The organism is Methanobrevibacter sp., assembly GCF_045114555.1.
Classification (GTDB): domain Archaea; phylum Methanobacteriota; class Methanobacteria; order Methanobacteriales; family Methanobacteriaceae; genus Methanobrevibacter.
In genome coordinates this window covers 1-26,014 of record NZ_JBGUKT010000016.1, presented here as the reverse complement: position 1 = coordinate 26,014, position 26,014 = coordinate 1, and the positions used below count along the sequence as shown (strand labels likewise).

Genomic DNA, 26,014 nt, shown 5'->3' with positions numbered 1-26,014 from the left:
AAATTGTCGTTAAATTAACTTTTATGTTTATTCAAAGGCTTTGCCTGAACAATGTATTTGGTTAAATCATAATCAAAATGATTGAACTTAACAGGTTTTGCATAAACCCTTTTAATGACTTTTGCCTTAGCATAACCTTTAGTGGTTTTTCTCTCTTCTGTCTTGATTACATGTACTCTTGCAACATACTTGTCAATCTTGAGAATATCGTCAACAGCTATCTTGAAGTCACGTTCTGTTTCACATTTGAATGAAGCGACTTTTCCATGCAAGTCAATGGAAACTCCAAAACGTGCAGGAATCTCTTCAGATGACGCCCAAATGGTCTTTACATCACGAGCAATAGCTTTCTTAACTCTCTTTTCTCCTTCAAGCTCTAAAGAAGTGATCTTCACTTTTCCAAGCTCTGACATTAGGAAATCCCCAACAACAAGTTGTTCATCAGGGAATAAGTCAATGAATATCTTATGAGTATCTTCATGTTCACTAATGATTAATCTGAATGGTTTTGGGTTATCCTGAGAAATTCTTTCATTATAAACAGATCCGCATTCATCACATTTCAATAGGAATTCTCTAATTTCCTTATTTTTGCCTTTGATAAGCTTATTCTTTAAAATGACTGCTTCATCAGATCCGCAAACTGGACAAACCATATTTTCACCTCGTTATCTTCTGTTTTTTTTTCATTAAAAACACAGCTAAAAATTTATCTAAAATTTGAAATCTCAATAAAAATAATAAATTAAAACATATTAATTTTTCATGACTTGAAAAATTAAGAAAATAATTAAAAATAGCTATGTCATTAATTTTAATTAATAAATTATTTTGATTATTATAATATTATAGATTAAGTTAATTATAAACTTATGTATTAATCATAATTAATTTTAAAAAAATTAATTTTAAAAGATCATTTCGATTTAAAAAAAATCATCACAAAAATATGAAATAATATAATTTTTCTAAAAAATCTTAAGTAAAAAATAAAAGAAAGATATATTTCAAAATGATATCCTTTAAAATAAATGTTTGATTGATTTAATAAATAGTTTACCAGAACAACACTGGTTTAAATATATCACCAATCAATTTAATTAAACTTATTCTTTTTCTTTTAAATAATGTTTAACTAGACCACCATCAGACAATATATTTATCATGAATTCTTCAAAAGCTTGGAATTCCACTTCAATGTTTTTAGTTTCATTGACAATGATTCCATGCTCCAAATCAACTGATACGATATCGCCATCATCTGCTTCAATGTCTGCAACCACAACAGGAAGACCTATGTTGATTGCATTTCTATAGAAGATACGTGCAAATGATTTTGCAATGATCGCTTCAACTCCTGCTGCCTTGATAGCCACTGGAGCCTGTTCCCTTGAAGAACCGCATCCAAAGTTTTCACCAGCAAGTATCAAGTCCCCTTGCTTTACATTTTTGGTGAAATCCGCTCTTTCTCCTTCAAGAACATGTTCTGCCAAATCCTTTGGATTGAATGTTCTTAAATATCTTCCGGGAATGATGACATCAGTGTCAATGTTATCTCCAAAATTCCAAACCTTTCCTTTAATTTCAGCCATAGTATTCACTACATATATAAAAATTTAATAAAATTCAAAAAATAATTAAAAAAATAAAAAATAGTTACGATTTAGGATAACTATTTTTCAATTACATAACCATGGTTTTGTGCTTTGGTTACTTTTACCTTATCCTTACCTACAATCTCTTCAGCTGCCTTTACAATATCCTTATTGTCATCATCGAAGACAGTGTATAAGGTAGGGCCGAATGAACTGATACCAGTACCATAAGCTCCTGCATCGTCAAGTGCTTGCATAGTAGGCAAGTAATGTGGGTCTAAACTGTGTTCGAGCTTATTGAAACCAACTTTTTGAAGTTCCTTGATTGCCCAACCGAAGTTAACAATGTCCTTTTCAAGCAAGAATGGGAGCAAGTTCATTAAAATCAAATGAGAAACCTGTTCAACTTCAGTTTTTGGAATTGGACAGTATGTTTGGAAAACATTTACTTCCTGTTGGTCATGCATATGCTCTTCCACTTCAGGCATAGCAAGCAAGATATTCCATTCTTCAGGGAACTCATATCTTGCAATCAATGTAGCAGGTTTTGCTTTAGATGCAGAAGATGGCAAGAATCCAGGTTTTTCTTCTAAACTGTGTCCCCCATCAACAATAAACCCGCCTAAGTCATGTGCAAAAGTACCAATACCAGAGGTTCCTCCTCTGCCGACCATAGTACTTAATTCTCTGCTTGTAAATTTAAGTCCTGCAGTTTCAGTCATTAAGTGAGCGGTACAAACTGCAATTTGAGTACCGGAACCTAATCCTGAATGAGCAGGGTATGCTTCTAAAACTTTAAAATGGAATCCAGATTCAATATCACAAATCTTTGCAATTTTTTCTGCAGCATTTGGAATCTTTTCTAAACATTCCTCTCTGGAATCCTCTCTAATGCCATCAGCAAATTCTAAGGTAAATCCTTTTTCATTGGTTTCTTCACTTTCTAAAACAAATTGTGGATCGCTAAGTGCGAGACCTATACCACCATCAATTCTCTTATATGACCCGTTTAAATCAATAAGAGACATATGTAATCTTGAAGGTGCTCTAATAATCATAATTTCACGACCATTTTTATACTATTCAATAATGGAAAAGATAAAAAATTTCAATTTATCCCATTAACTCCAAATATCAAATGTTATAATTTTAATTAAATTACAATATTTAACAAACTTAAATATTTCAATATTAATATATTAATTTTATTATATAAACTTATTGAAAAATTTTTATAAAAATGGCTTAAAATTAGAAAATAATGTAAGAAAAAATAGAAAAAAGACTAAAAATTGAAAAATTATAGAATAATAGAAAAAAATGAAATGAAATAAAAAAATATCCTAAAATATAAACCAAATGAAAGATATCCTAAAATAGAAACTAATTAAAAAATTATAAAAAAATAGAATGAAAATAGAAAAATAAAAGAATTTGATAAAAAAAGAAATGAATTTAATAAAAAAAGAAAAGAATTTAAAAAACAATGAAGATTATCTAATCTTCATCTTCCTCTTCTTTTCCAGTCTTGTCATTGAATTCAGTCATTTTCTGAGTTAATGGAACTGAGAATTCATCTTCAATGCCTTGTCTGTAAATGGAGTTCATGGTACAGAATGGAATGACTCTTCCATCAGGCACTGCATAGTGAATAACACAGTCTTTTACCCTATCAGTGTCGAAGTTGAATGGGTCCATGAAATGCATACATGAAATGAGTAATGAATTTACATGGAATTCACCTAAAGCATCATAAGATTGATCTTTAAAGATATCAAAAATAATCTTTTTCATATCCAATCCAGATGGTGCCTCTTCTTCCTTAAAGATTTTATTGAAGTTTTTAGTAGCACTAGCAAAAATTCTGGACTTGATTGCAAATGAACCGGATTCCAATTTTTCAGTGTATTTGTTTAAGAACACTAAGAACTTATCAATATCAATGAATCTTGTAATAGGAATGATTTTACCATCTTCAATGAATATGTAAGTAGCTGAACCGCAGTGTTGATGACAGTTTAAGGTTACTGGAGGTTCTTCATTTCTTAAAGCTCCAATAAATTCAGATACAGGTTGTACAGATGTAGCTGAATAGAAATCATCCTTGGAGATTTGACCTTCAGTTTGTTCATCAACTAAGTTCAAGAAGTCAGGAATTGTGATTCTTTGCTCTTCAACTTGGTCAGATGGAGTTCTTCCAGAGAATGATACAGGTTGGAAATTGACACCATGAATAATATCAATGTTTTCAATAGCAAATCTGATAATGTCTCCAACTTGCTGGTCATTAACACCTTTTACAACGGTAGGTACAATTACAACACCTAAACCTGCTTCTCTACATTTTTCAATTGCTTCCAATTTAACATCCAATAGGTTTTTGCTTCTTGCAATTAAATAAGGCTCTTCAGTAACACCATCAAATTGTAAGTAAACAGTGTTTAATCCTGCATCTTTTAATTCTTGAGCATAGCCTTCTTTTTTAGCAATTCTTATACCATTGGTAGCAATTTGAGTATGATTGAATCCTTCTTCCCTAGCCATTCTGATTAAATCAGGCAAATCTTTTCTTACAGTAGGTTCACCACCAGCATATTGAATAGCTGGTGCAGGAACAGGCTTTTCACTTCTTAAGTTCCTGAGCATTTGACGGATTTCATCTTGAGTAGGTTCAAATAATTTCTTGGAAGTTGCTGCATTAGCAAAACAGATAGGGCATTTCAAATTGCATCTGTTTGTCACATCAATTAATCCTAAAACTGTGTAAGATTCGTGCTCTGAACAAATACCACAATTTGAAGGACATTTTGCAACTTTTTCCACCATAGGATTTTCCAAGTCTTGAGTGATTGGGTCAACTTGATCAATTCTGTTGTATAACTCTGCATCACTCCAATAAGTATTATTAAACTCCCCATGTTCTGGACATTCTTTTTTAATCCAGACTCTTCCGTCCTCTTCATAGACCTCCGCATCTAAAGGCTTAAGGCATATAGGACATAAACTAGTTGTATTTTTAATATGCATCTTTTCACCACAATTGATTTTTTTAATCCATGATCTGTGTAAATATAATTCTTAAAGTTAGTATTCCTAAACAATAGTTTAATAAAAAGCTCATTACTAAAAATAGTAAACTGAACTAAGCTTTTAAAAAACTTACATTAACATGATATATTTAATATATCCTTTTTAATATTTAAACTTAATATATAAAATAGCATAAGAACTGAAAAAATGACAGATAAATAATTCAATGAAACACTGAATGATATGGCAAAAAATATAACCAGATAATGAAATCCATATTAAAGTTTTATAAATCAGTTTAAATAATATATAATTAAGAAAACATATTTTAAAGAATTTAGGTGCATGGCATGAAATTAAGTGAATGGATTAAAGCAAATAACATACCTAATAACAGAATTTTAAAAGTCCTTGAATATTACGAAAGCATAGACCCAATAACATTCAACGACCCAGAAGATGTCAAATCGGAAGTTGAGGAACACGGATTAAGATGGGTAGCAAACAAATATGGAGTTCGTGAAAAAGAGCTTAAGGAATATGGTTGGAGATTTAAGAAACGAGATGAGAAAGGTAAAAAAAGAGAGGAAACTCCAATCATTAAAACAAATGAGCAAAAGCCATTAGTTGATATTTTTGATGATGAATAATTTAAAAATAGAATAAATCATTAAGAAAGGTAATGATAGATTAAAAGTTAAAAAACAAAAATAGAAAAATAGTTAAAAAATAGAAAAAAGGACTTTAATACAGGACTAATAAACACAGAACTAATACCAAACATCCTTAATTCCAAGCAAATAAGCAATCATATTAGAGCCTAAATGCAAAATAAGAGTTAAAACAGCAACTATAATGAAAAATTCCCAGCTGATCTTAACGACCAATAAGCTTAAAATCAATGCACCTACTACGAAATCCAATTGGTCCATAATAGGAGCTGGCTCTCCACTTTGAAGGCCAATCCTTCTTTTTATGAAACTTCCAACTAAATCTCCTAACAATGCACCGAAAGCCATTAGGAATCCTAAGATTAAACCACCGGTTATGCTACCATAAACTGGAAGATCTATTATCCCACCAGTCAAGACACTTAAATCTCCATAAAAGGTACCGATAATTCCCAATACTCCACCAACAATGGTCCCAAGAATTGTACCATTTATTAGGCCTTTCCATGTTACACCATTACCAATAAGCCTACGCCCATCCTTGCATTCCTTTCCACCGTCAACTGGTGTTCCTCCACCGAATGCAAGACCGCTAAGGTTAGCGACATAAGCAGGTAGCATAAAATATATTGCACCTGCAACAGCAATCAGTAAATTAAAAATTTCAATTTCCATTATTTGCCTCAAAATAAAATTAATTCGTTATTTTCATTTAAAACTATATTTTTAATTATTAATAAATTTAAGTATATAAGCTTATGGGTAATTTCTTAAGTTAACAATTTAATTTTTTCAACTAAAAATCAATTTTCACTTATTGATTAAGCAAATGATTATAGGATGCCTCCAATAACCTATAGGATCCTATAAAGGCTAAGGTTTTTGAATCTGTTTCTGGAATTTCATAAACGAATACGCGAGTTCCAGTTTCAACTAAAGGAGTGTCTACCTTTTTGATAGATGTGCTTTTTGCAGGTCTTGTCTTATTTCTTTTATAATAGTTAAATCCAATATCACCTGTTACTTCTTCAGCCAAATCAACAGACGCATTATCCATTGTAGGTGTGGCTATATAATAACCCTCACCATAGCTTGGCTCATGGTCATGACCGATGATGACTAAATCCGGATTTAACTTGGCAACATCACGGACAACATAATCATGAACTAAAGATTCCCCATTAGCTCTGCCTCTATCAAAGTCATCTGGAGAATCAGTTACCTTAACTTGATAGTTTATGACTTCCACATCACCATGAGTAAATGCAAAGGCCCTGCAGACTAGAGGGAGAATGATCTTATGAAGTTTTTCTCTTGAATGCATACCTGAAACTACTGCAATTTTCACAGTGGTATCGTCTGAGTGAGTATAGTTGACCTTAGTTACAGCGCCTAAACTATTCTCACCTATAATTTCGCTGCTGCCTTCAGTTAGAATGAAAAATCCTAAAATAGCTGCAATGATAATTATTAAGCTAATTATTACGATTTTAGCCTTTTTACCCATAATATCACAAATTTGACAATTAATATTTAATTTAATCTAAAAATTTAATCCAAGTAATTTTTCATCATGATTGCAGTGCCAATAGCTGGAGCAACTGTACATTCATCATCACTGTAAAAGTCACCCATGGATTTAACATCAAGACCTAAGAGTTTAGCTGCTTCAGCACATAAAATGTCTTTTCCAAGACCGGTTACGATAACTTTATTCAATCCCTCCCTATCTGAAACTTCCTTAAGGCCTGCAGCTATTTGCTTGACTTGCTCCTTGTGAATATAATCTGCCATTTCCTTAATGTCATCCATTGATAAGATATCCAAATCTGCGCATACAACTCTTGAAATTCTTCTTGCAGACTCTTCCTTTGATTTTCCTGCACCATCACAGGTAGCGCAAACATAATCCTCATCTTTAATCAAATCAAGGACATTATAAACATCAGCAGTTATTGAAAAAAGTTCTGAAGCAACCCTGTAGGTTTCTCCATTAAGGGGAATTGAATCTACAAAGCTTGTTAAATTGGTTCTTAAGGTTCCAGTGTATACAAGTTCACCAGTAGCGGACCTTTCAAAATCGGTTCTGCCTTTTGCACATTCCTTTCCATCTTTTATTGGAATAATGTCAGTGGTTGTGCTTCCGGTATCTACAAAAATGCAATCCTTTTCAATTTCAGCAACAATATGTGAAGTGGCAATCCAGTTTGCAGCAGCAACTTCAATAGGGTTTGCAATAAGCTCTGCAAGTGACAAAACCTTATCTGTACCGATATATGCAACAGGGCAGTCAAAGAGCTTTTCGCAAGTAGTTGCAATATCCAATACCCCTTGAGCCTTTGTTTCAAATGCATCAACTAACTCTGCAGTCATTGAAATTCCTACAGCATCTATCTCATCAACCGGACAGATCTTTTCAATCAAATCGTATAAGACATTTCCCAATCTCTCATTTTGAGACCACATAGGCAAGTATTCAAATACTGTTTGAATATCTTTTATTTCACCATTTTCATATTCTACAATTGCTAAATCAGTGTTTGCACCACCGATATCAAAACCTGCTACTTTCACATTATCACCAAAAAAGTATAATTATTCCCCAATCTAATTTCTAAAATTCATCAATATATGAAAATTAATTATCTTCTATTTTAATTTCTAATTCATCCTATTATAAAAATTAATTATCTTCTATTTTAATTTCTAAAATTCCATCATCATTCTTATAAAAGCTTGCTTTTGAACTATAAGTAATTTCACCAATACCATCAACACTTATTTTCTTATCAATCAAATCAATGATTGTTTTAGCTATATTGATGTTGATGATTTTTTGAAGTCCAACATAGGAAGTTGTGAATCTGGAGTTTATCTCCAAAAGATAAATGTATTCATCTTCAATAATGAAATCAATTCCTATAAAACCTTTTAATCCAGGAACATATTCACAAGCCTTTTTTGCATACTCAAAGACCTTATCCTTAAGCGGATGTTCATATGGAACGTATCCTCCAAGATATTCCCCACCATTTTCATCGATTTCTACAATCTGCTTATTCAAGCTTATGGGAAGGGCTTCCTTGCCATCACTGATAAGGCAGACACTGCAAACATCACCTTCAATGAATGGCTGAACAATGAATCTTGAACCGTCACCATAAATTTCCTCCAAATCATCAATATCCTTTTTAGAGGCAATTATCTTAATGTCATCACAATCCACTCCAAAACGTGGCTTTGCAATGAGCTTGTTCTCTTTAACCACATCTTTATCTGAATTGTCCAAAACTGGAATGTCTTTAGGTTTCTGCATGATAGGAACTGCATTATCATTGCTTCCATCACCATAATCCCCATTGATTGTGTCAAAGAAGATTTGAATAGCCCTTTTCCAATAGGTTTTCTTGTTCAAGAGAATGTTATAGGTCATTGGCTGAGGAATCCTATTGGCCAAATAATCAAAGGTTTCATATTTGTCAGAGGCAAGGTTCACTGCAAAATGGTCACTGCCGTAAACCTTTATTTCCTTGGATTCGAGCAATTTGGTTAGATTGTATAAATTATTGTCATTTTCAGCTGCAATGAACATTGCTCTATCGAATATGTAAGCTTCCCTTTCGAGCCAATCTTCAAGAGACTCTTCAATGACCATGGTTTTTACATCAAAGTCAAAGTCATCAAAAATGTTTTCAAACTGTTTTGCAAGCAAAACATAAATATCCTCATCCTTCAAATCACTGACAAGGGATCTAATAAGTTCTACAGCTTCTGAAACTATTGATAAATCCTCTACACCAGAAGCAGTAAAGTATTCAAACACTAATATTGAATCATCATTCACATCTTTTAAATCGAGCATATTGCCACCTTAATTAGCATAATCTTCATAGATAATAGTTAAACCATTCAAATTCAAATCATCATATGGGAATTTGATTTCCTCACCATCAAAAGCAATCTTGATCAACGAACTGTTCTTGTCTTCAAATTCGACCACACTTATATCTTCATCAACGACTTTCATCTTTCTTGTAAAGCTTGACATCACTTCATCAGGAGCTTCCATTTTTAAACTGTCATTTTTATTTGCATCTTCTATTATTTTAATCATTAGCTCTGCAGCATTTCCCATTCCATATGGGTTTTTAGCAGATTTCATCTTATTTGCAAACTCTTCATCATCCAAAATTCTTCTTGCATTTTCAAGTATGACTTCCTTATCGGAACCTACAAGAATGTTTCCACCTGCAGTTACAGTTTCAGGCCTTTCAGTATTGTACCTTAAGGTAAGTGCAGGCACATCAAGAGTGATTGCCTCTTCCTGAAGACCTCCGGAATCAGTCAATATGATTGTTGATTTTGAAATTAAAAGCAGGAAATCAAGATAACCTACTGGTTTTATGATATGAACATGTTTGAGATCATTTAATCTGTCAAAGAGACCGAAGTTTTCCATAGTCTTTTTGGTTCTTGGATGAATTGGGAAGATGATGTTCATGTCATCAAGTTCCTCTAAAGCTTCTATAATATTGGTTAATCTTTCCTTATCATCAACTGTTTCTGCCCTATGCATTGTTAGGGTAAGGATGTTTTCCATATTGTCAATATCAAGCTCTGCAAGACCTTCATCGTATTCATCTTTTTCTCTATTCTTGGATATTTCAAGGTTTCTGAAACATGCATCAACAACAGTGTTTCCAGTTATGAATATCCTTTTTCTTGAAATTCCTTCCATAGCGAGGTTTATTGCAGACTCTTCAGTTGGAACAAAATATAATTTGGAACAGATGTCTGCTGCAAGCCTGTTGATTTCTTCAGGCATTGTCTCATCAAATGAACGAAGCCCTGCTTCAACATGACCTACAGGAATATGCAATTTGCTTGCAACAAGTGCACCAGCAAGAACTGCATTTGTATCTCCTTGAACAAGTAGAATATCCGGTTTTTCATCTAAGAGAACCTCTTCAATACCTTCCATCATCTTTCCAGTTTGCTTTCCATGAGACCCTGATCCAACATGAATATTATAGTTTGGAGTTGGGAGCTTTAAGTCAATGAAGAAATTCTCAGACATTTCCTTATCATAATGCTGACCAGTATGAATCAATAAGAGTTCATGGCCTCTCTTTTCAATCTCATCCATGACAGAAGCCATTTTGATTATTTCCGGTCTTGTTCCAAGTACAATAGCTATTTTCATTTTAAAACATCCTTTATTTAGTTGATAATTCAGTTTATGATTTGATAAATTTTATAATAATTTATATTATTTAAAGATATGTTTTTCAAATAATATATAGTTTAATTAATCTTGAAAGTTAAAAAATAAAAAAAGAAAAAATATATAATTTAAATATTTAAATAATTATTGAGGACAAACATGAACCAAGAACTAATCATTAACAATAAACACTATAAAAAAGCAGATAATTTAGAATCATTAAACATGTTTAAAGGACAATTGTATGAAACCATTGTCACTACACAAAGCAAAGAAAATGTAAAAAATGCCGCTCCAATTGGAGTAATCTGCAAGGATTCAAATCATGTTGTCATTCATTTGGACAATTGTGTTCACACCCATCTAAACATTATGGAAAATGGGGAATTGATTGTGAACATTACAAAAGACCCACTTATTTTTACTTATTCTACTCTTGGAGAACTGGAAGAAGAGTATTTTGGAGAGTTCAATGAATTCCCTATGATAAAGGACTCATTAGGATTCTTTAAGGCTCATGTTGTAAAGACAATAGAGAAGAAAAGAGAGAATGACTACAACAATGGAATTGGAAATGTAGTGACTTGTGAAGTGGAAGACATTTACATTAGTGATTATAACGAGATTGTTCCTTTAAACAGAGCTATGAATGCCGTTATAGAAAGCTTGGTTTATTACTGCAGATTTGACCATAAGTACAAAGAAAAGCAGGACATGATCTGGACTCATATGAAAGAGCTGAATAGAGTCTGTCAAAAAGTGGGAAATGAAAAGGAAAAGAAATCCATGAAACTTATTATGGAAAAATTAAAAGAAACTCATGATTATTTGGAATAATATTGTAATAGAATTTTAAAAAAAATGAATATATTCAGCAATTAATATAAATAATTAAAAAAGGTAATAAAAAATATAAAATTTAATATATTACTTTCTAAAAAAATATTATTAACAAAGAATAATGTAAATTATTCTTTAAAAATTATGGAGGATAAAAAATGGCTGAAACTATAGACAAAATTATTGTAATTGTAGGATATCTTCTTGCTATACTCATACCTATCTTAGGTTTAATTGCAGGAATAGTATTATACTTTGTTAAAAAAGAAGACCCATTCTACCAAAAACATGCAAAATATATTATGATTCTAGCAGTAGTCGTATGGGTTTTAGGTTTTGTTTTAACCTTAGCGATGGCTTAAAACATACTTTAATTTAAAATTAAAGATTTATTAAATATCTTCTTATTAATTAATTTACTTTAATTAATAAGAATTTTCTATTTTTTTCAATGCTTTAAAAAAAAAAATAATAAAAAAAATAAAACTATTTTTCGCTATCAGTTAAACTTTCAAAACTGTTTAGCATAGATTCACTAACAGAATAAGTCTTTTGCAATTCAAAGAGATTATCTACCATATATCTTCTGAACCTCTCGCATGCATAATCATCATATCTGAATCTTATTCCATCATATTCAATATCCATTAAAATTAGATTTTCAGGTTCTACAACCTTGATATATGCTCTTGGCTCGTCTTCTTCTGGGTCCAATAATTTTCTTACATCATCAAGAGTGAGCTTTCCATAATTTACATCCAAGAAAACTCTCATCATCTTACGAACCATATTCCATAAGAAGCTTTCACCGTAAATGTCTACAAAAATAGGGCTGTAAGTCTTGTTCAAATGAGCGAAATTATTGTTCTTATTCTTGTCTTCCTCATCAATTATTGGTCTTGATATTCTGATATCTTCAATTGTTCTTTCAGTTGTCTTCTGCTTTCTTTTAGTAAAATTAGTGAAGTTATGAGTTCCCTTAAAGACCTCTGCAGTCTGTCTTAAAAGATCAATATCCAAATCCTCTTCAAAGAGAATGTAACGATACCATCTCATTTGGGCATATCTTGGCTTGAATCCAAATCTAACCGGTGCCCAAGCGATTATCTGAATATCATCCGGCAAGCTATTGTTTATCTGATTGACACGAACTTCCTTCTCGCTTTGAAAGCTTATTACATTTCCAAGACTGTGAACTCCTGCATCGGTTCTTCCAGCTATCCTAAACCTTGAAGCCTTTAAATCATCAATGTATCCTAATTTTCTAAGATGATAAATCAGTTCCTCTTCAACGGTTCTTACATCAGGCTGTCTTTGAAATCCATGAAAGTGAGTTCCAATGTAAGCAATCTTTAAGGCAGTTCGTTTCATAACAATCACAAAAATAATAATTTTGAGTATACTTTTATAACAATTTTAATTACTAATACAATTTGTATTATAATTTTATTATTAATTTTTTTATTAAAAATATAAATATTTAGCTATTTGTTAAAAAAAAATCGAGTCTCAATAATTAAAAATATAAACTAAAATAACATATTATAAAATATGAAAACACAACACGATACAAAGGAATCACTAAGCTTATATGATAATTATAAAATAGGTCTTAAAGCTAAAGATACTGATGAAAAGTTTTATTTCATATTCAATGACAGAGACCTTTTATTGATTGATTATCAGCTCCCGTTACTCAAGGACTTAAGTGAGCTTAACATCAATGAAGAGGATATTAAAAACTGCATTTACTTTGGAGAATTTTACCTTAAGGACGCTTATGCAGTTGAACTCGCTGAAGACTTTGACATTGAAGCTTTTAAGGAAGAGAATGAAGAGATCAATTTAAAATTCATCAATCTTTATGAAGTTTTTGACATTAACGAAGAAACCTATTATCTTGGTGGAAGAGCCATTCAAATCATCGATTGGGAAAACAACCACCAATATTGTGGAAGATGCGGTGCAAAGACAGTTACATCTGATGTGGAAATGGCTAAAGTATGCCCTGAATGTGGATTTACAAGCTTTACAAGGATTTGCCCTGCAATAATTACCACAATTATCAAGGAAGATGAAGAGGACCTCGATGAAAATGGAAATCCAACCAAAAAGATTTTGATGGCAAGACATTCTTATCACGAATATCCAAGATACGCATTGATTGCAGGATTCTTGGAAGCTGGAGAAAGCGTTGAGGAAGCAGTCAAAAGAGAGGTTATGGAAGAAGTTGGAATTGAAGTTGAAGATGTCCAATACTTTGGAAGCCAATCCTGGCCATTCCCAAACTCCTTGATGATCGGTTGCATCTGCAAATACAAGTCTGGTGAAATCAAGGTGGATGAGAATGAAATCACCAAAGCGAAATGGTTTAAAAAAGAGGAAATTGAACAACCACCTTCAAATATTTCCATATTTTCCAGATTACTGAAGAATTTCAAGGAAAATTACTAAAGAACGATTTTGATTGATTTTTTAATTTCATGTAATTACATGAAATTAATTTTTTACTATTTTTTATTGAAAATTTAGAAGAACCGCTGCAAAAAAAGAAAATGAAAATAATAAAAAAAGAGATAATTGTTATGAAAAAATAAAAAAATAGGTGGTTTAGAATAATAAATAAAAATAAAAAATAATGAATAATAAAATATTTTTAACTACTACTTCATAGCAGCATTGATATCCTTTAAATATATCTTATCATCACAGATTGTATCCACCAAATCCATATCGTGACTTACCAAAAGGAATCCCATTTTTCTATCTTTAACTATTTTTAAAACAGTATCCAAGATTTGTGCCTGTGTAATTGCATCAAGCATAGTTGTCATTTCATCAGCAATGAGGAACTTTGTATTTGGATTAAGTGATCTGAGCACTGAAAACCTTTGAAGTTCCCCTCCGGACAATTCCTGTGGGAATCTTGTAAGCCAAGACTTTTGAATTCCAAATTGGGCCAAATCTTCATCCTTTACATCCCAAGATTCGGCTAAAACCTGACTCATTCTCCATTTAGGATTCATAACCTTTTCGGGATGTTGATAAATCAATTGAACTGGCTTGAATCCTTTTTTTGGAAGTGGTTTGCCATCAAATGTCACTTCTCCTTGATATTTGCTTACATATCCAGATAATATTTTGCATAATGTGGATTTACCACTACCACTATCACCAATCAAACCTATGATCTTCTTATTGTCCAATTCCAAATTAACATCCTGCAATAAGTACTTTTTAGCTGACGGATATTTAAATGAAATGTTCTTTGCTATAAGCTCCATTTATGCACCTTCTTCAATAATTTCATTAGCATCCTCTTCAATTACAGGCTCTTCAACAATCTCATCATCAGCATCTTCGTAATATTTAAAGCATCTAATCTTCTTCAATCCAACATCAACCAATTCAGGCCTTTCTTTCTTACATCTGTCAAATCTCATATCACATCTGTCATAATACGGACATCCTTCAATGATTTCTCCATGCAAAGGTTGATATCCTTCAATCACTTCAAATCCATTTGCAGGCAATGCCTTATATAATGATTTTGTATATGGGTGCAGGAGGTTTTCCCCATCCCCTGAGAAGTCTTCCTTAAGTGCAATCTCAATCACATAACCTGAATAGAATATTCCAATCCTATCCGCAACTTCCAATGCTGCATGGATATCGTGTGTGATTAAAAGAACGCCTATTCCCGCTTCTTTCATATGCTTAAAATGATTTAATGTCTCTTGAACAGTTTTTTCATCAAGCCCAGGAGTTGGCTCATCAGCTACAACAAGATCAGGATCTGCAAGCAATGCAGTTGATACAAGAACTCTCCTTGCCATACCTCCAGACAATTGGAATGGATACATGTCATCCACTTCAGGCCCTAAATTATAATGTTCAAAGATTTCCCTTTGCTTGATTTTCTTTGCCTTTTTCTCTTCCTCGCTATCGCAATGACCAATTGCAATATCTGATATTTTCATTAAAGGATCCAAGAAGTTGACAGATTGAGGCACAAGAACTATGCCTTTTCCTCTGATTTCCTCTTTATCTTCTTGAGACAATTCCTTGCCTTTGAATTTAATTTTTCCATTAAGATTAGCATTTTCAGGTAAAATCCCAAATATTGCATGAGCAAGCAGGCTTTTTCCAGACCCACTTGAACCTAATACCGCTAAAATTTCACCTTCAGCTATATCTAAGGTCAAATCAGTTATGACTTTTAAATTTCTTTGATTTAATCCCTTCGTATATTGTGTAAATGAAATTGAAACATTTTCAACATCCAATAATTTGTCCATTAAACCACCTATTATTGTTTTAATTTCAATTTAAACATCAAATAATTAAATAATCTTTATCATATGACTTGTTTCATCATAGTCATCCTCTTCTACAGTTATAACAAATCCTTGAGACTTCCAAAATGGCAACCCTGAATCAAGATACCTATGAGTATGTAGATAGATTTGCTTATAACCTGCTTTTTTAGCGAACTCTTCCATATGTTTTACAAGAATTCGTGCAATTCCATTTCTCCTATAATCTTCATCAACCATTAATCTCCAAATGCTTGCAGTATTATCTTGTGTGTATTGTCCTCTGAAAAACTCAAAATCTCTGTCATATGCCCTAATTCCTGCTGTTGCAACTATCTTATCCCCATCATAGGCTGCAAAAAAGCAATTTCTCTTAGGCAAAACGTAATACTCATCCAACCCTTCAATATCGTAGTGAAATTTAGGAGTGGGACCAATATCATAGACTAACCTAATTTGTTCATACAAAAATTTCTGAACAGCTTCTATTTCATCTGCATCATTTTGAATCTCTCTAATTTCTATATCCATATTATCCCCAAAAAAATTAAAAAAAGAGAAATTAAAAATTTCTCTTATTCTTGTGCAGTTTCAGGATTGAGTAATTTTTCAACATTTTCTCCAATCAAGTCAAATAGCAATACAACTAAGAGTAATGATAAACCAGGATAGAAAGCTAACCACCAGCATCCTGATGATAAGTAGTGCATGGATTCCGCTAATATTACCCCAATTGCAGGTTCATGAGGAGGTAATCCAAATCCTAAAAATGTAATCGCAGCTTCGTGCATGATTGCATGAGGGAACATTAGGATTACCCCCACAATTATTTGGGAAATGATTAATGGGAAAATGTGTTTAATTGCTATCCAAACTTTATTTCTTCCAAGATTTTCTGCTAGAGAAATGTACTCTTTTGTCATTATCTCCTTAACTTCAGATCTTAAAACCCTTGCAAGAGGTGTCCAATGTGTCAAACCGACACCCATGATTACACCGTATACTCCCCCTCCAAACATTATTGAAACAAGAATGATTAAAAGGATGTGAGGAATTGATCCGAATAAGTCTATTATCCCTGCAACAACTTCATCTGCGAATTTGTTGAAGCTTGAGAATAATCCGAGAACAATGGAAATTATTGTACTGACAACAGATGCAATGAAACCTACCATAATACTTAATCCAAGTCCAGCAATTGTTCGCTGAAACATGTCCCTTCCCATCCAATCAGTCCCGAAAAGATGTTCTAAGGAAGGCATCTGCATTGCACTAGCAAAGTTAGTAGGGATATCTCTAATGAAATAACCACTTATGAAAATGCTTAGGATAATCACAATTGCTAGCCCAATTACTACAAGGGTTTTTGTTCTAAGATTCGCACGGTATATGAACCATTGCTCTTTATCATTAGCTTTTTTCTTAATCATTGAACTCATTCTCCTTAATTCTTGGGTCTATAAAGTAATAGGAAATATCCGCAAGCAAGTTACCGACAAATACAAATATGGCACTGATGACCACAATCCCCAAAAATAGCGGAACATCATTCTGCAGACCTGCTGCAACAGCAGTCTGTCCGATTCCAGGATATGAAAATACCTGTTCTATCATAACTGCTCCACCGAACAATTCACTGAATGATAGGAATTGCAATGTAATTGCAGGCAATAATATATTCCTTATACCATGGTTTTTCACTAAATCCCAACCTTTTTCACCTCTTGATTTTGCAAACAATACAAAATCAGAAGATAAAACTTGGGTCAATTCATTACGTGTGTACATTGTAATTGGAGCAAGACCCACAAGACTCAATGTCAATGTAGGAAGGACAAGCCTTGTTGCCCACTCTATAAATGTTGCATCAGTACTTCTAACACCAATAGGAACACCAAATCCTATTGGGAACCATCCCAGATAAACTGAAAATATCATCAATACAAGCATACCAACCCAAAAGGATGGTGCAGATTGAATTGCATAACAATATACCTTTACAGCCTTATCAATCCAAGAGCCTTTGTTTTTACCTGCAACAACTCCTAATGCAAAACCAATGACACCACTTAATATCCAAGATATTGCCATTAAAGCAAGAGAAGCAGTGAATTTATCGAGAATAACATCAATCACAGGTCTACGATATATTAAAGAAGTTCCCAAATCTCCTTGAATCAGGTCCAAAAGCCAATGGAAAATCTTTTCAGGCAATGGGACATTTGTACCGAAATACTGTTGTAAAATTTGTCTTTGAGCTTCTGATACTGCAGCACCATGTAAATAAGCATTAACTGGGTCAATAGGGGATAAATCTAATAATACAAAACTAAATATTGCAACTGCAATCATCAATACGATAAAACGTACTAATTTCCAACCAAAATATTTTGCTACTTTTTGTTTATTCATTGAAAATAAACCCCCATTATTTTTTAAATTCTAAAATATTCTTTTAAAATAAACTAAGAAATTTTTATTTAAACAAGATTATTTTCTTCTAGATAAAATATGAGACTTAATAAGAATTTAAAAGAATAAATTTATAAAAAAAAATAAAAAAGGAAATGAAAAATTAAGCTGTGGAATTGGTTCTTGTCCAATCACAGATATTAATTAAAACGTCATTTCCTAAACCATCTGGTTGTTCACCAATATCGATGTCATTCTTAATGAAATAGTTGTAGTCATAGTTGACTAACCATGCAAATGGAGCGTCTCCAGCAGGACCCCAACCGCCATCACCTACAAGTGCGGATTGCGCCCATAAGGAATTGGCTTGATTGAAGTCATTAGCATGCATTGCTTGTTCCATTAATGCATCAGAAGCGGTATTGTTGTATAAACCAGGGTTCATATAGAATTCATCTGGAGCCTTACTGTGGTATTGCTGATAGATGGATTTATATGGGTCAGGTGAAGTTTGTTGCATCAATGCAGCTGAAGAGTACATGTTTGCATAAATGGTATCCCAGTCAGCACCTTGGAGTTTTACATCAATACCTATTTCTTTAGCTTGTTCTGCAAATACAGTTGCTAAAGATTGCCTGTCAAGATAATCTGGTGGATAGTATAAGTCAAAGGATGCTTTTACACCATCTTTTTCAACGATTCCATCACCATCGGTGTCTTCCCATCCTCCATCTTTAAGGATTTGTTTTGCTTTAGCTACATCAGAATCAGTTCCTTTAGCAGCTTCATTTGCATAATCTCTAGTGTCTACACTGGTGAATTCTGGTTTAGCATGTCCAGAGAATACTTCATCACACATTTTTTGACGGTCTACACCGACATTCAATGCTTGTCTGATTGCTTTATCAGCAGTAACATTATTACCTATTTTCCAGCCACTTTCAGTAGTTTGACCGTTATCTTCAAGATAAGGGAAGGATACACCTTGTGCTCTACCAGCAGATACTTCATAGAATTTGTATCCATCTACAGATTGATTTAAAGCGGAAGTTGCTACAGGAACTACATCCACATCACCGGATTTAGCAAGTTCTAACCAAGTAGCTTCATCAGGGAACAACATGGTAACTTGTGTGAAGTAAGGTTTGTCACCATAATAATTATCATTAACTTTGAAAATTGCTTGTTGACCTTTATCCCAGTGGTCTAATACATATGGTCCGGTACCTATTGGATTTTCTCCATAAGTGGCATTGTCATACTCTTCAGGTACAATACCAACATATCTTAAGTCATAAATAAAGGTAGATCTTGGTTCTTCTAAGGTAAACTCAACACAAGTATCATTTTTAGCAGTGACTTTCTTGAGGTTAGTTAAATCCAAATCAGTCTCAGTATCTTTTGCAGTATTGAATGTAAATGCTACATCCTTTGCATTAAAACTAGAGTTGTCTGAGAATTTAACATCATCTCGAACATTTACAGTCCAAGTTAAACCATCCGCACTAATCTTATAGTCAGTTGCAAGATCTGGAACTATATCTCCATTTTTATCTGTTTTAAATAAACAGCTTTGTACTAAGGGGTTATAGTTTTGGTGTCCACAACCCCAACCGGTAAGTGGGTTGAAACCAGATTCCGGCTCTGGAATGTTACTGTGTGCAGCTACAGTCAAATGTGTAGGATCGCTGTCATGGCTTCCGCCTGAAAGAGCAAAAGCAGCAATAGCAATAATGACAATAGCAGCTACAGCACCTATAATCAATTTTTTGTCCATAATTTATTCACCATATAAAATTTTGATTAAAATAACCTAATTTCATAGAGTATTACTTTTTTCAAAAAAATGCAATATTAGTAATACTTTATTTAATTATTTTAATACTAATTTTAATTATGCAATAATAAATATAAAAAGATATTTATTACTTTTCAAATATATTTGATAAATATAATTTTGTTTAAAAAAAAATTAAAAAAATAGTTGGATTAATAATAAAATGAACTAATTTTTACAATATTTTAAATATATTAAAATAAATTTTACAAACTAAAATATTTAGGTTTGACTAAAAATAATACTTAAAATAGATTTAAATATCATTAAATGTAAATATTCGACCATGTCATTATCGATTGAATTGAAAGAATATTTGCAAAGCCATGGTGCAACAGAAGTAGGATTTGCAGACATCACCAATTTTTCACCTAAGGAAGGATTGAACTCTGGAGTTGTCTTTTATATCACTTACCCCAAGGAAATTATCAGGGAAATGGAAAATGCACCAACATTAGAGTATGTTCTTGAATTAGTGGATTTGAATACTCGATTGGATGCACTTGGAATGCTTTGTGAAGAATATTTGATTGATAAGGGATATGATGCATATGCACAAACAAAAAAGAGATTGGGAACTGATTTTGGTGAATTCAATTCATTTGAACTTCCTCATAAAACAATAGCTACCCGTGCAGGGCTTGGCTGGATTGGAAAATCTGCACTCCTTACAACATTAAAGTATGGGTCTGCATTAAGAATGTCATCAGTTCTGACTAATGCTCCTCTTGATTTTGGAGAACCTATTCTTGAATCAAAATGTGGGAAGTGCATGATCTGCAGAGATGCCTGTCCAGGAGGTGCAATAAGCGGCAAGAACTGGAATTACAGACTTAAAAGAAACGATTTTTATGATGATAAGAAGTGTGAAAGGTATGCACTGAAAGTTTCTGAAGAAAACCTAGGAAAACCTGATACTGTATGCGGTAAATGCATTTATGCCTGTCCACACACTCAAAAATTTGTTAAAAGGCCATAGTTTTAAAAAAAAAAGCTATCCCAATTAAAAAGGATAGCATGTGTTTTACTAATTTTAGAATGTTAATATTTAATGGATTATAACTTTATTGCATAAGTCAAAATGCTTGCTTGTGGTGAAATTTCTAATTTTTTAATATGCTTGTCCATATGAACAGTTTCTAAATCATCCTGTTCATCTAATCTAATAATGAACCCCATTTTTGTCCAATATTGGAGAGCACCATCCAAATTCCTATGTGTATGCAAATAAATGTCATTGAATCCATTTTCCTTTGCAAAATTTTCAGCTATGCTATAGATTTTAGATGCCAATCCACAGCGTCTGTATCTTTCATCTACAAATAATCTCCAAATGCTTGAGGTAGTTTCATTTGAATAAATACCTTTGAATTGCTCAAAGTTTTTATCGTAAGCTCGTATGCCAATTGTTCCTATAATTTCATCATCTTCAGAATAAGCAACAAAAAAGGCATTTCTTTTAGGATTAATGTAATATTCATCCATATTGACTATATCCTGATGCCACTCAGGCACATAATCATAGCCAAATTCTTTTTTAATCATTTTGAATAAGAATTCTTGAACTTTTCCTATTTCATTAGGATCATTGCTCAACTCTTTAATATTAACATTCATACTTTCACACCAAGAAAAGTTATTACTATTTTTAAGAAAAAATTAGAATTAGTAATACTTTTTTATGAATTTGTACTACTAATTACTATTAAGTGAAAAATTATATTTAAAATTTTTTATTTAATTTTCAGAATAAAAAAAAAAAATAAACTAAAAAAAATAAACTAAAAAAAGAAAACTAAAAAAGATGTTTTGAAAATAAAAGAGGTTGAGAAAATAACATCTTTTTTAGTTAAATGAGGCGTTTAATTTATTTAAACAATTTAATTTAAATTAATTTAATTAAAGAGGAACATCTTTTTTTGTAAAGTATACATAGGAAACAACCAATCCAATTATGAAAGTAGCTAAAATTACACCATAAGGAATCATCAGACTTACACCATAATCTGCTATCTCACCAGAGGAAATCAAGTAAGGGCATGCCCAAGGGACATATGGAGCCCAACTTTGACCATTAACCAATAAGCTCACTAAAGTCAAGCTTGCACCACCAACCATTGCAGGAACCATATTTGTAATGAACAATGAAATGAAAACAAATGGGGAGAATGTCAAGAACAACAGGATATTTGCAAACAGCAATTCAGCAAAACTATTTATGAATAGCTGGAATGTAAATCCAGTAAGCCCTGCTAAAAAACCAAATGCAAGAGTGGATAGGCTTGTAACCACTGTTAAGATCAAAATCCAAATTAGAAACATGACATATTTGGAAATCAAGAATTTCCCTCTGGATATTGGAACAGTCAGCATGGTCTTTAATGTATGTTCATTGTATTCCCTTCCAAAAAGGTAGGAAATGATTATTGAGAATAAAAGAATTGCAAATAATGCAGACATATACATATTCACAGTGGAGAATAATGCCTCAAAGCTTTGAGTTTCATCAAAAGCAAATGTTGCTATAAACATTAAAATTGAAGGCAACGCAGCCATAAGTATGCTCAATAAGAATATCTTGGATCTTTTTAGCTTTAGAAATTCCATTTTTATAAAAGTAAGCATCTAATCACCTATAAAAAATATAATAATATTAATTTCCTAAGTGTTGGAAATTATTCTTGTAAAGAATTCTTCCAAGTTCTCTTCACACAGATTCACTTTTCTTACTTTGATTCCAGAACTTACAAACAAGCTATTGAACTCATCCCTTAAATCCAAATTTGAAAGCAAATGAATGGTTCCGCTAATCACCATTTTATCACTGTTTTTATTAGAATCCAAATCATCAATGTATTCGCCTAAATTCCTTCTAAAGCAGTAATCTGCATTTTCCTTCATTCCTGTTTTATTCAAGAGTTCAACAGCCAAATCAATGTCTGAAACTTCAAATTCAACGAATTTGTTTAATCTATTGTGAAGCTCTTCTCGACTTATCTCATCTATTAACACGCCATTGTCCATAAATCCTATTACATCAGCAATGTTTTCTATTTCACTTAGGATATGGCTTGAAATCAGGATTGTCACACCATACTCACAGGAGAGCTTTTTTAGCAAGTCTCTGATTTCCTTAATTCCGAATGGATCAAGACCATTAATAGGCTCATCAAGAATCAATAATTCAGGATTATGCATAATTGCAGCTGCTATTCCTAAGCGCTGTTTCATCCCCAATGAAAAATCCTTGAATTGCTTGGTTTTTTCTTGGTCCAGATTAACCATCTCCAAAACCATCTTGACATTTAGAGGATTATAATTTCCTCGAAGCCGAGCAATTATCTCTAAATTTTCATAAGCAGTGAGATTTTCATAGAATCCTGGAGTTTCTATAATCGAACCTATGTTAGAATAAACTTCCTTTGTATATCTTTTAGGATCTTTTCCAAAGAGAAGAATCTCCCCTCCGCTTGGATACACGAGGTTTAGAAGCATACACATAGTGGTGGTTTTTCCAGCCCCATTCTTACCTAAAAGACCATAGATCTTTCCCTTCTCCACATGCATATCTATGGAATTCACAACTAAGTTTTCTGAATACCTTTTGGATAAGTTAGTTGTTTCAATAACATAATCAGTCACTATATCACCTTTGATAATAAAATAATAATAAAATATACTAATATAACAATTAAAAAAATTTTCAACATTTCTAAAATTGAAAAATAATTTTTTCTAAATTTATTTGAATATTATGTGCACAAAATAATCAAAGGAGGAAATTAGAAAATATGTAATTAATTTTTTACTTTTGTTAAAAATTATTTACTTTTGTAAAAAATACATTACATATGTAATAATTATTTTACATCATATATAAATGTTTTGTTAAAATTAGCAAAAACCTTAGAAAAATCAAATGTTTTAAGTACAAATAAAACAATAGTGTATATAGAATTAAAATAAAAGAAAAGAGACAAAAATATGAAGGACAATGAAATAGGTGAGGAAAAAGACAAAACATTTTCAAAATCATTAGTCAAATACACATTCCAAACACGTTTTTTCTTTTCCAGATTAACTAGAAAGTCAAGGATAATTAAAAGAATAGTAGATAAAGTCTTTTTTGAAGATAACGAGCTTTTTGTCCTTCCAAATAAAAATACAATCAATAATACAAAAAGATCCACAATCACTGCAAAGATTGAAATCAACCAAAGCTTTGAAAAAGATGATTCAGAATTTGTGCCAAGCGAAATCATCAAGGAAGCAATAAAGGAAGCGAATGACATTTTCATTATGAACAGCTGTCTTTGCAGAAGCTCTTCAAATTGTAAGGATTATCCTCATGACTTCGGTTGTATCTTTTTAGGCCCTGCAACTAAAAAGATTGCTTCAAAATATGGTAAAGTCGCAAGTGTTGAAGAAGCTTTAGAACATGTTGAAATGGCAGATGAGCTTGGATTAAGCCATCTAATTGGTAGAAATAAAATAGATAGTGTCCTAATGAATGTAGGACCTAAAGAAGAGCTATTGACCATTTGCCATTGCTGTCCCTGCTGTTGCTTATGGAAAATCATTCCAGATTTAGATGATGATATCAGCAATAAGATAAAAAGACTTGATGATGTTGAAGTCCATACCCAAAATGACAATTGCAGAATGTGTAAAAAATGCTTAAGTGAAAATGTTTGTTTTGGAAATGCAATTAGTCTTGAAGAAGGAAGGATAACTATCAATCAAGAGAAATGTCTTGGCTGTGGACACTGCGTGCAGGTATGCAAATTTGATGCAATTGAACTGAATTACAGCAAAAAATCAATAGATTCTGTTTTGAATAGAATTGGAGAATTAGTTGATTATAAAAAATAATTAAAAAAACTTTTTTTAAAATTCTTTTTAAACAAAAAATAATTTTAAACAATAAATAATTAATAATATAAAATGAATATATTATAATATTATAATTGTTAAAAATTTTCATTTAGAAATTTTCAATTAGTATTATAAAACACTTTTAAAGGAATCAAAATGTCATTTCAAGATAATAAAATGCTGATTATGCCTGCTGTAGACATTAAGAATGGAAAATGCGTGCAGTTAGTGCAAGGAGAACCTGGAACCGAACAGGTGATTATTGAAAACCCTGAAAAGGTTGCAAGGAAATGGGAAGACTTAGGTGCAGAAGTTGTTCATGTGATTGACCTTGATGGTGCACTTGAAAGCACAACAAACATTGAAACCATTCGAAAAGTGCTTGATGAGGTAAGCGTTCCCATTCAACTTGGAGGAGGCATAAGAAGCATTGAATATGCAGAAGAGTTGCTCAACCTTGATATTGATAGATTGATTATTGGAACCATGGGAATCAAGAACCCAGAAACAATTACTAAACTCTCTGATGAATATGGCAGTGAAAGGGTAATGATTTCCCTTGACAGCAAAGACAATAAAGTTGTCATAAAAGGGTGGCAGGAAAAGATAGACAAGTCTGCAACTGAAATAAGCAAAGAATTCCAAAATCTTGGTGCAGGAAGCATATTGTTTACAAATGTTGATGTGGAAGGATTGCTTGGTGGATTCTATGTGGATCCTGTCATAGACCTTGTAAACTCTGTAGACATTCCAGTTGTATACTCTGGAGGAGTTACAAGCTTAGATGACTTGAAACAACTCCAAACAACCGGTGCTAAGGGAGTTGTAATTGGTTCTGCATTATACAAGGACAAAATAAATCTTGTAGATGCTTTAAAATACCAAGAAATTAAATAAAAAACTAAAAAAATAAATTTAAACTAAATTTAAAAATTAAAAATAAAACTAAAAAATAAATTTAAACTAAATTTAAAAATTAAAAATAAATCTAAAATTATAATTATATATTTTATTATTAAATGGAGAATTAAAACATGAAAGTAATGGCAACAGGAGCATTTGACTTATTACATCCGGGACATGGATTGTATCTTGAAAAGGCAAAGGAATTAGGTGGAGAAGATGCAGTCCTTGTAGTTGTAATAGCAAGAGATTCAACTGTTAAAAAGAAAAAGAGAATTCCTGTTATTGATGAAAATCAAAGATTAGAAATG

27 protein-coding genes are annotated in these 26,014 nt (G+C 32.2%); 8 read left to right on the top strand and 19 right to left on the bottom strand.

The window, feature by feature from the left end; genetic code table 11:
• Positions 1–14 precede the first annotated feature (14 nt).
• From ACJMLB_RS02975 to tes, 4 genes are all read right to left on the bottom strand, one after another.
• Positions 15–656 (bottom strand): HVO_0476 family zinc finger protein, encoded by a 642-nt coding sequence (locus ACJMLB_RS02975; protein WP_405323538.1) that lies wholly within the window; start codon positions 654–656, stop codon positions 15–17.
• A gap of 450 nt (positions 657–1,106) precedes the next feature.
• Complete coding sequence (hacB, locus tag ACJMLB_RS02970; RefSeq protein WP_295606313.1) at positions 1,107–1,592, bottom strand: homoaconitase small subunit; 486 nt, start codon at positions 1,590–1,592, stop codon at positions 1,107–1,109.
• 80 nt (positions 1,593–1,672) lie between these two features.
• The gene (locus tag ACJMLB_RS02965; RefSeq protein ID WP_295606310.1) at positions 1,673–2,653 is read right to left on the bottom strand and encodes a beta-ribofuranosylaminobenzene 5'-phosphate synthase; all 981 of its coding nucleotides are present in this window, start codon (positions 2,651–2,653) and stop codon (positions 1,673–1,675) included.
• A gap of 439 nt (positions 2,654–3,092) precedes the next feature.
• On the bottom strand, positions 3,093–4,622 hold the full coding sequence (gene tes, locus ACJMLB_RS02960; RefSeq protein WP_295606307.1) for a tetraether lipid synthase Tes: 1,530 nt from the start codon (positions 4,620–4,622) through the stop codon (positions 3,093–3,095).
• Between the two features lie 353 nt (positions 4,623–4,975).
• Here tes and ACJMLB_RS02955 point away from each other — a divergent pair, with 353 nt between their 5' ends.
• The gene (locus ACJMLB_RS02955) at positions 4,976–5,275 is read left to right on the top strand and encodes a hypothetical protein (protein WP_295606303.1); all 300 of its coding nucleotides are present in this window, start codon (positions 4,976–4,978) and stop codon (positions 5,273–5,275) included.
• A 120-nt stretch (positions 5,276–5,395) separates the two neighbouring features.
• Here ACJMLB_RS02955 and ACJMLB_RS02950 read toward each other — a convergent pair whose 3' ends face one another.
• From ACJMLB_RS02950 to wecB, 5 genes are all read right to left on the bottom strand, one after another.
• Positions 5,396–5,971, bottom strand: a complete 576-nt coding sequence (locus ACJMLB_RS02950; protein ID WP_295606300.1) for a CDP-2,3-bis-(O-geranylgeranyl)-sn-glycerol synthase — start codon at positions 5,969–5,971, stop codon at positions 5,396–5,398.
• 139 nt (positions 5,972–6,110) lie between these two features.
• Positions 6,111–6,803, bottom strand: coding sequence for a hypothetical protein (locus ACJMLB_RS02945; protein ID WP_405323533.1), 693 nt, complete (start codon positions 6,801–6,803; stop codon positions 6,111–6,113).
• 44 nt (positions 6,804–6,847) lie between these two features.
• Positions 6,848–7,870 (bottom strand): hydantoinase/oxoprolinase family protein, encoded by a 1,023-nt coding sequence (locus ACJMLB_RS02940; RefSeq protein ID WP_405323531.1) that lies wholly within the window; start codon positions 7,868–7,870, stop codon positions 6,848–6,850.
• 109 nt (positions 7,871–7,979) lie between these two features.
• Entirely contained in the window at positions 7,980–9,158 is a 1,179-nt protein-coding gene (locus tag ACJMLB_RS02935; RefSeq protein ID WP_405323528.1) for an ATP-grasp domain-containing protein, read from the bottom strand.
• A gap of 9 nt (positions 9,159–9,167) precedes the next feature.
• Positions 9,168–10,499 carry a non-hydrolyzing UDP-N-acetylglucosamine 2-epimerase gene (wecB, locus tag ACJMLB_RS02930; RefSeq protein WP_405323525.1) on the bottom strand — a complete coding sequence of 444 codons (1,332 nt, stop codon included), beginning with the start codon at positions 10,497–10,499 and terminating at the stop codon, positions 9,168–9,170.
• 180 nt (positions 10,500–10,679) lie between these two features.
• On the opposite strand from wecB, the gene ACJMLB_RS02925 reads away from it, so the two are divergent.
• Both ACJMLB_RS02925 and ACJMLB_RS02920 read left to right on the top strand, forming a co-directional pair.
• On the top strand, positions 10,680–11,357 hold the full coding sequence (locus ACJMLB_RS02925; protein WP_405323523.1) for a DUF447 domain-containing protein: 678 nt from the start codon (positions 10,680–10,682) through the stop codon (positions 11,355–11,357).
• Between the two features lie 161 nt (positions 11,358–11,518).
• Entirely contained in the window at positions 11,519–11,722 is a 204-nt protein-coding gene (locus ACJMLB_RS02920) for a DUF4870 domain-containing protein (RefSeq protein WP_405323520.1), read from the top strand.
• A gap of 124 nt (positions 11,723–11,846) precedes the next feature.
• On the opposite strand, the gene truA is transcribed toward ACJMLB_RS02920, so the two are convergent.
• Positions 11,847–12,731 (bottom strand): tRNA pseudouridine(38-40) synthase TruA, encoded by an 885-nt coding sequence (gene truA / locus ACJMLB_RS02915; protein ID WP_405323518.1) that lies wholly within the window; start codon positions 12,729–12,731, stop codon positions 11,847–11,849.
• 180 nt (positions 12,732–12,911) lie between these two features.
• On the opposite strand from truA, the gene nudC reads away from it, so the two are divergent.
• Positions 12,912–13,814 (top strand): NAD(+) diphosphatase, encoded by a 903-nt coding sequence (gene nudC / locus ACJMLB_RS02910; protein ID WP_405323515.1) that lies wholly within the window; start codon positions 12,912–12,914, stop codon positions 13,812–13,814.
• A 209-nt stretch (positions 13,815–14,023) separates the two neighbouring features.
• Here the strand turns inward: nudC and ACJMLB_RS02905 are convergent, their stop codons facing one another.
• From ACJMLB_RS02905 to ACJMLB_RS02880, 6 genes are all read right to left on the bottom strand, one after another.
• Positions 14,024–14,644, bottom strand: a complete 621-nt coding sequence (locus tag ACJMLB_RS02905; protein ID WP_405323513.1) for an ABC transporter ATP-binding protein — start codon at positions 14,642–14,644, stop codon at positions 14,024–14,026.
• Positions 14,645–15,658, bottom strand: coding sequence for an oligopeptide/dipeptide ABC transporter ATP-binding protein (locus ACJMLB_RS02900; protein WP_405323510.1), 1,014 nt, complete (start codon positions 15,656–15,658; stop codon positions 14,645–14,647).
• 45 nt (positions 15,659–15,703) lie between these two features.
• Positions 15,704–16,207 (bottom strand): GNAT family N-acetyltransferase, encoded by a 504-nt coding sequence (locus tag ACJMLB_RS02895; protein ID WP_405323507.1) that lies wholly within the window; start codon positions 16,205–16,207, stop codon positions 15,704–15,706.
• 44 nt (positions 16,208–16,251) lie between these two features.
• Positions 16,252–17,106: an ABC transporter permease gene (locus ACJMLB_RS02890; RefSeq protein ID WP_405323504.1), complete on the bottom strand. Its 855-nt coding sequence runs from the start codon at positions 17,104–17,106 to the stop codon at positions 16,252–16,254.
• Positions 17,099–18,088 carry an ABC transporter permease gene (locus ACJMLB_RS02885; RefSeq protein WP_405323501.1) on the bottom strand — a complete coding sequence of 330 codons (990 nt, stop codon included), beginning with the start codon at positions 18,086–18,088 and terminating at the stop codon, positions 17,099–17,101. The genes ACJMLB_RS02890 and ACJMLB_RS02885 overlap by 8 nt, the downstream gene beginning before the upstream one ends.
• Positions 18,089–18,251: 163 nt before the next feature.
• Complete coding sequence (locus ACJMLB_RS02880) at positions 18,252–19,865, bottom strand: ABC transporter substrate-binding protein (protein ID WP_405323499.1); 1,614 nt, start codon at positions 19,863–19,865, stop codon at positions 18,252–18,254.
• A gap of 346 nt (positions 19,866–20,211) precedes the next feature.
• On the opposite strand from ACJMLB_RS02880, the gene ACJMLB_RS02875 reads away from it, so the two are divergent.
• Positions 20,212–20,904: a 4Fe-4S double cluster binding domain-containing protein gene (locus ACJMLB_RS02875; protein ID WP_405323496.1), complete on the top strand. Its 693-nt coding sequence runs from the start codon at positions 20,212–20,214 to the stop codon at positions 20,902–20,904.
• Positions 20,905–20,981: 77 nt separating this feature from the next.
• Here ACJMLB_RS02875 and ACJMLB_RS02870 read toward each other — a convergent pair whose 3' ends face one another.
• The 3 genes from ACJMLB_RS02870 to ACJMLB_RS02860 form a co-directional block, all read right to left on the bottom strand.
• A complete protein-coding gene (locus ACJMLB_RS02870) occupies positions 20,982–21,542 on the bottom strand; it encodes a GNAT family N-acetyltransferase (protein WP_405323493.1) in 561 nt (186 codons plus the stop codon).
• 282 nt (positions 21,543–21,824) lie between these two features.
• Positions 21,825–22,550, bottom strand: coding sequence for an ABC transporter permease (locus tag ACJMLB_RS02865; protein ID WP_405323490.1), 726 nt, complete (start codon positions 22,548–22,550; stop codon positions 21,825–21,827).
• 36 nt (positions 22,551–22,586) lie between these two features.
• The gene (locus ACJMLB_RS02860; protein ID WP_405323487.1) at positions 22,587–23,567 is read right to left on the bottom strand and encodes an ABC transporter ATP-binding protein; all 981 of its coding nucleotides are present in this window, start codon (positions 23,565–23,567) and stop codon (positions 22,587–22,589) included.
• Between the two features lie 342 nt (positions 23,568–23,909).
• Between ACJMLB_RS02860 and ACJMLB_RS02855 the strand changes: the two genes are divergently transcribed.
• From ACJMLB_RS02855 to ACJMLB_RS02845, 3 genes are all read left to right on the top strand, one after another.
• Positions 23,910–24,797 (top strand): indolepyruvate ferredoxin oxidoreductase subunit alpha, encoded by an 888-nt coding sequence (locus tag ACJMLB_RS02855; RefSeq protein WP_405323484.1) that lies wholly within the window; start codon positions 23,910–23,912, stop codon positions 24,795–24,797.
• Positions 24,798–24,956: 159 nt separating this feature from the next.
• Positions 24,957–25,697 (top strand): 1-(5-phosphoribosyl)-5-[(5-phosphoribosylamino)methylideneamino]imidazole-4-carboxamide isomerase, encoded by a 741-nt coding sequence (hisA, locus tag ACJMLB_RS02850; protein WP_405323481.1) that lies wholly within the window; start codon positions 24,957–24,959, stop codon positions 25,695–25,697.
• Between the two features lie 137 nt (positions 25,698–25,834).
• Positions 25,835–26,014, top strand: a 180-nt coding sequence (locus tag ACJMLB_RS02845; protein ID WP_405323479.1) for an adenylyltransferase/cytidyltransferase family protein, incomplete at its 3' end; no start/stop codon positions are given.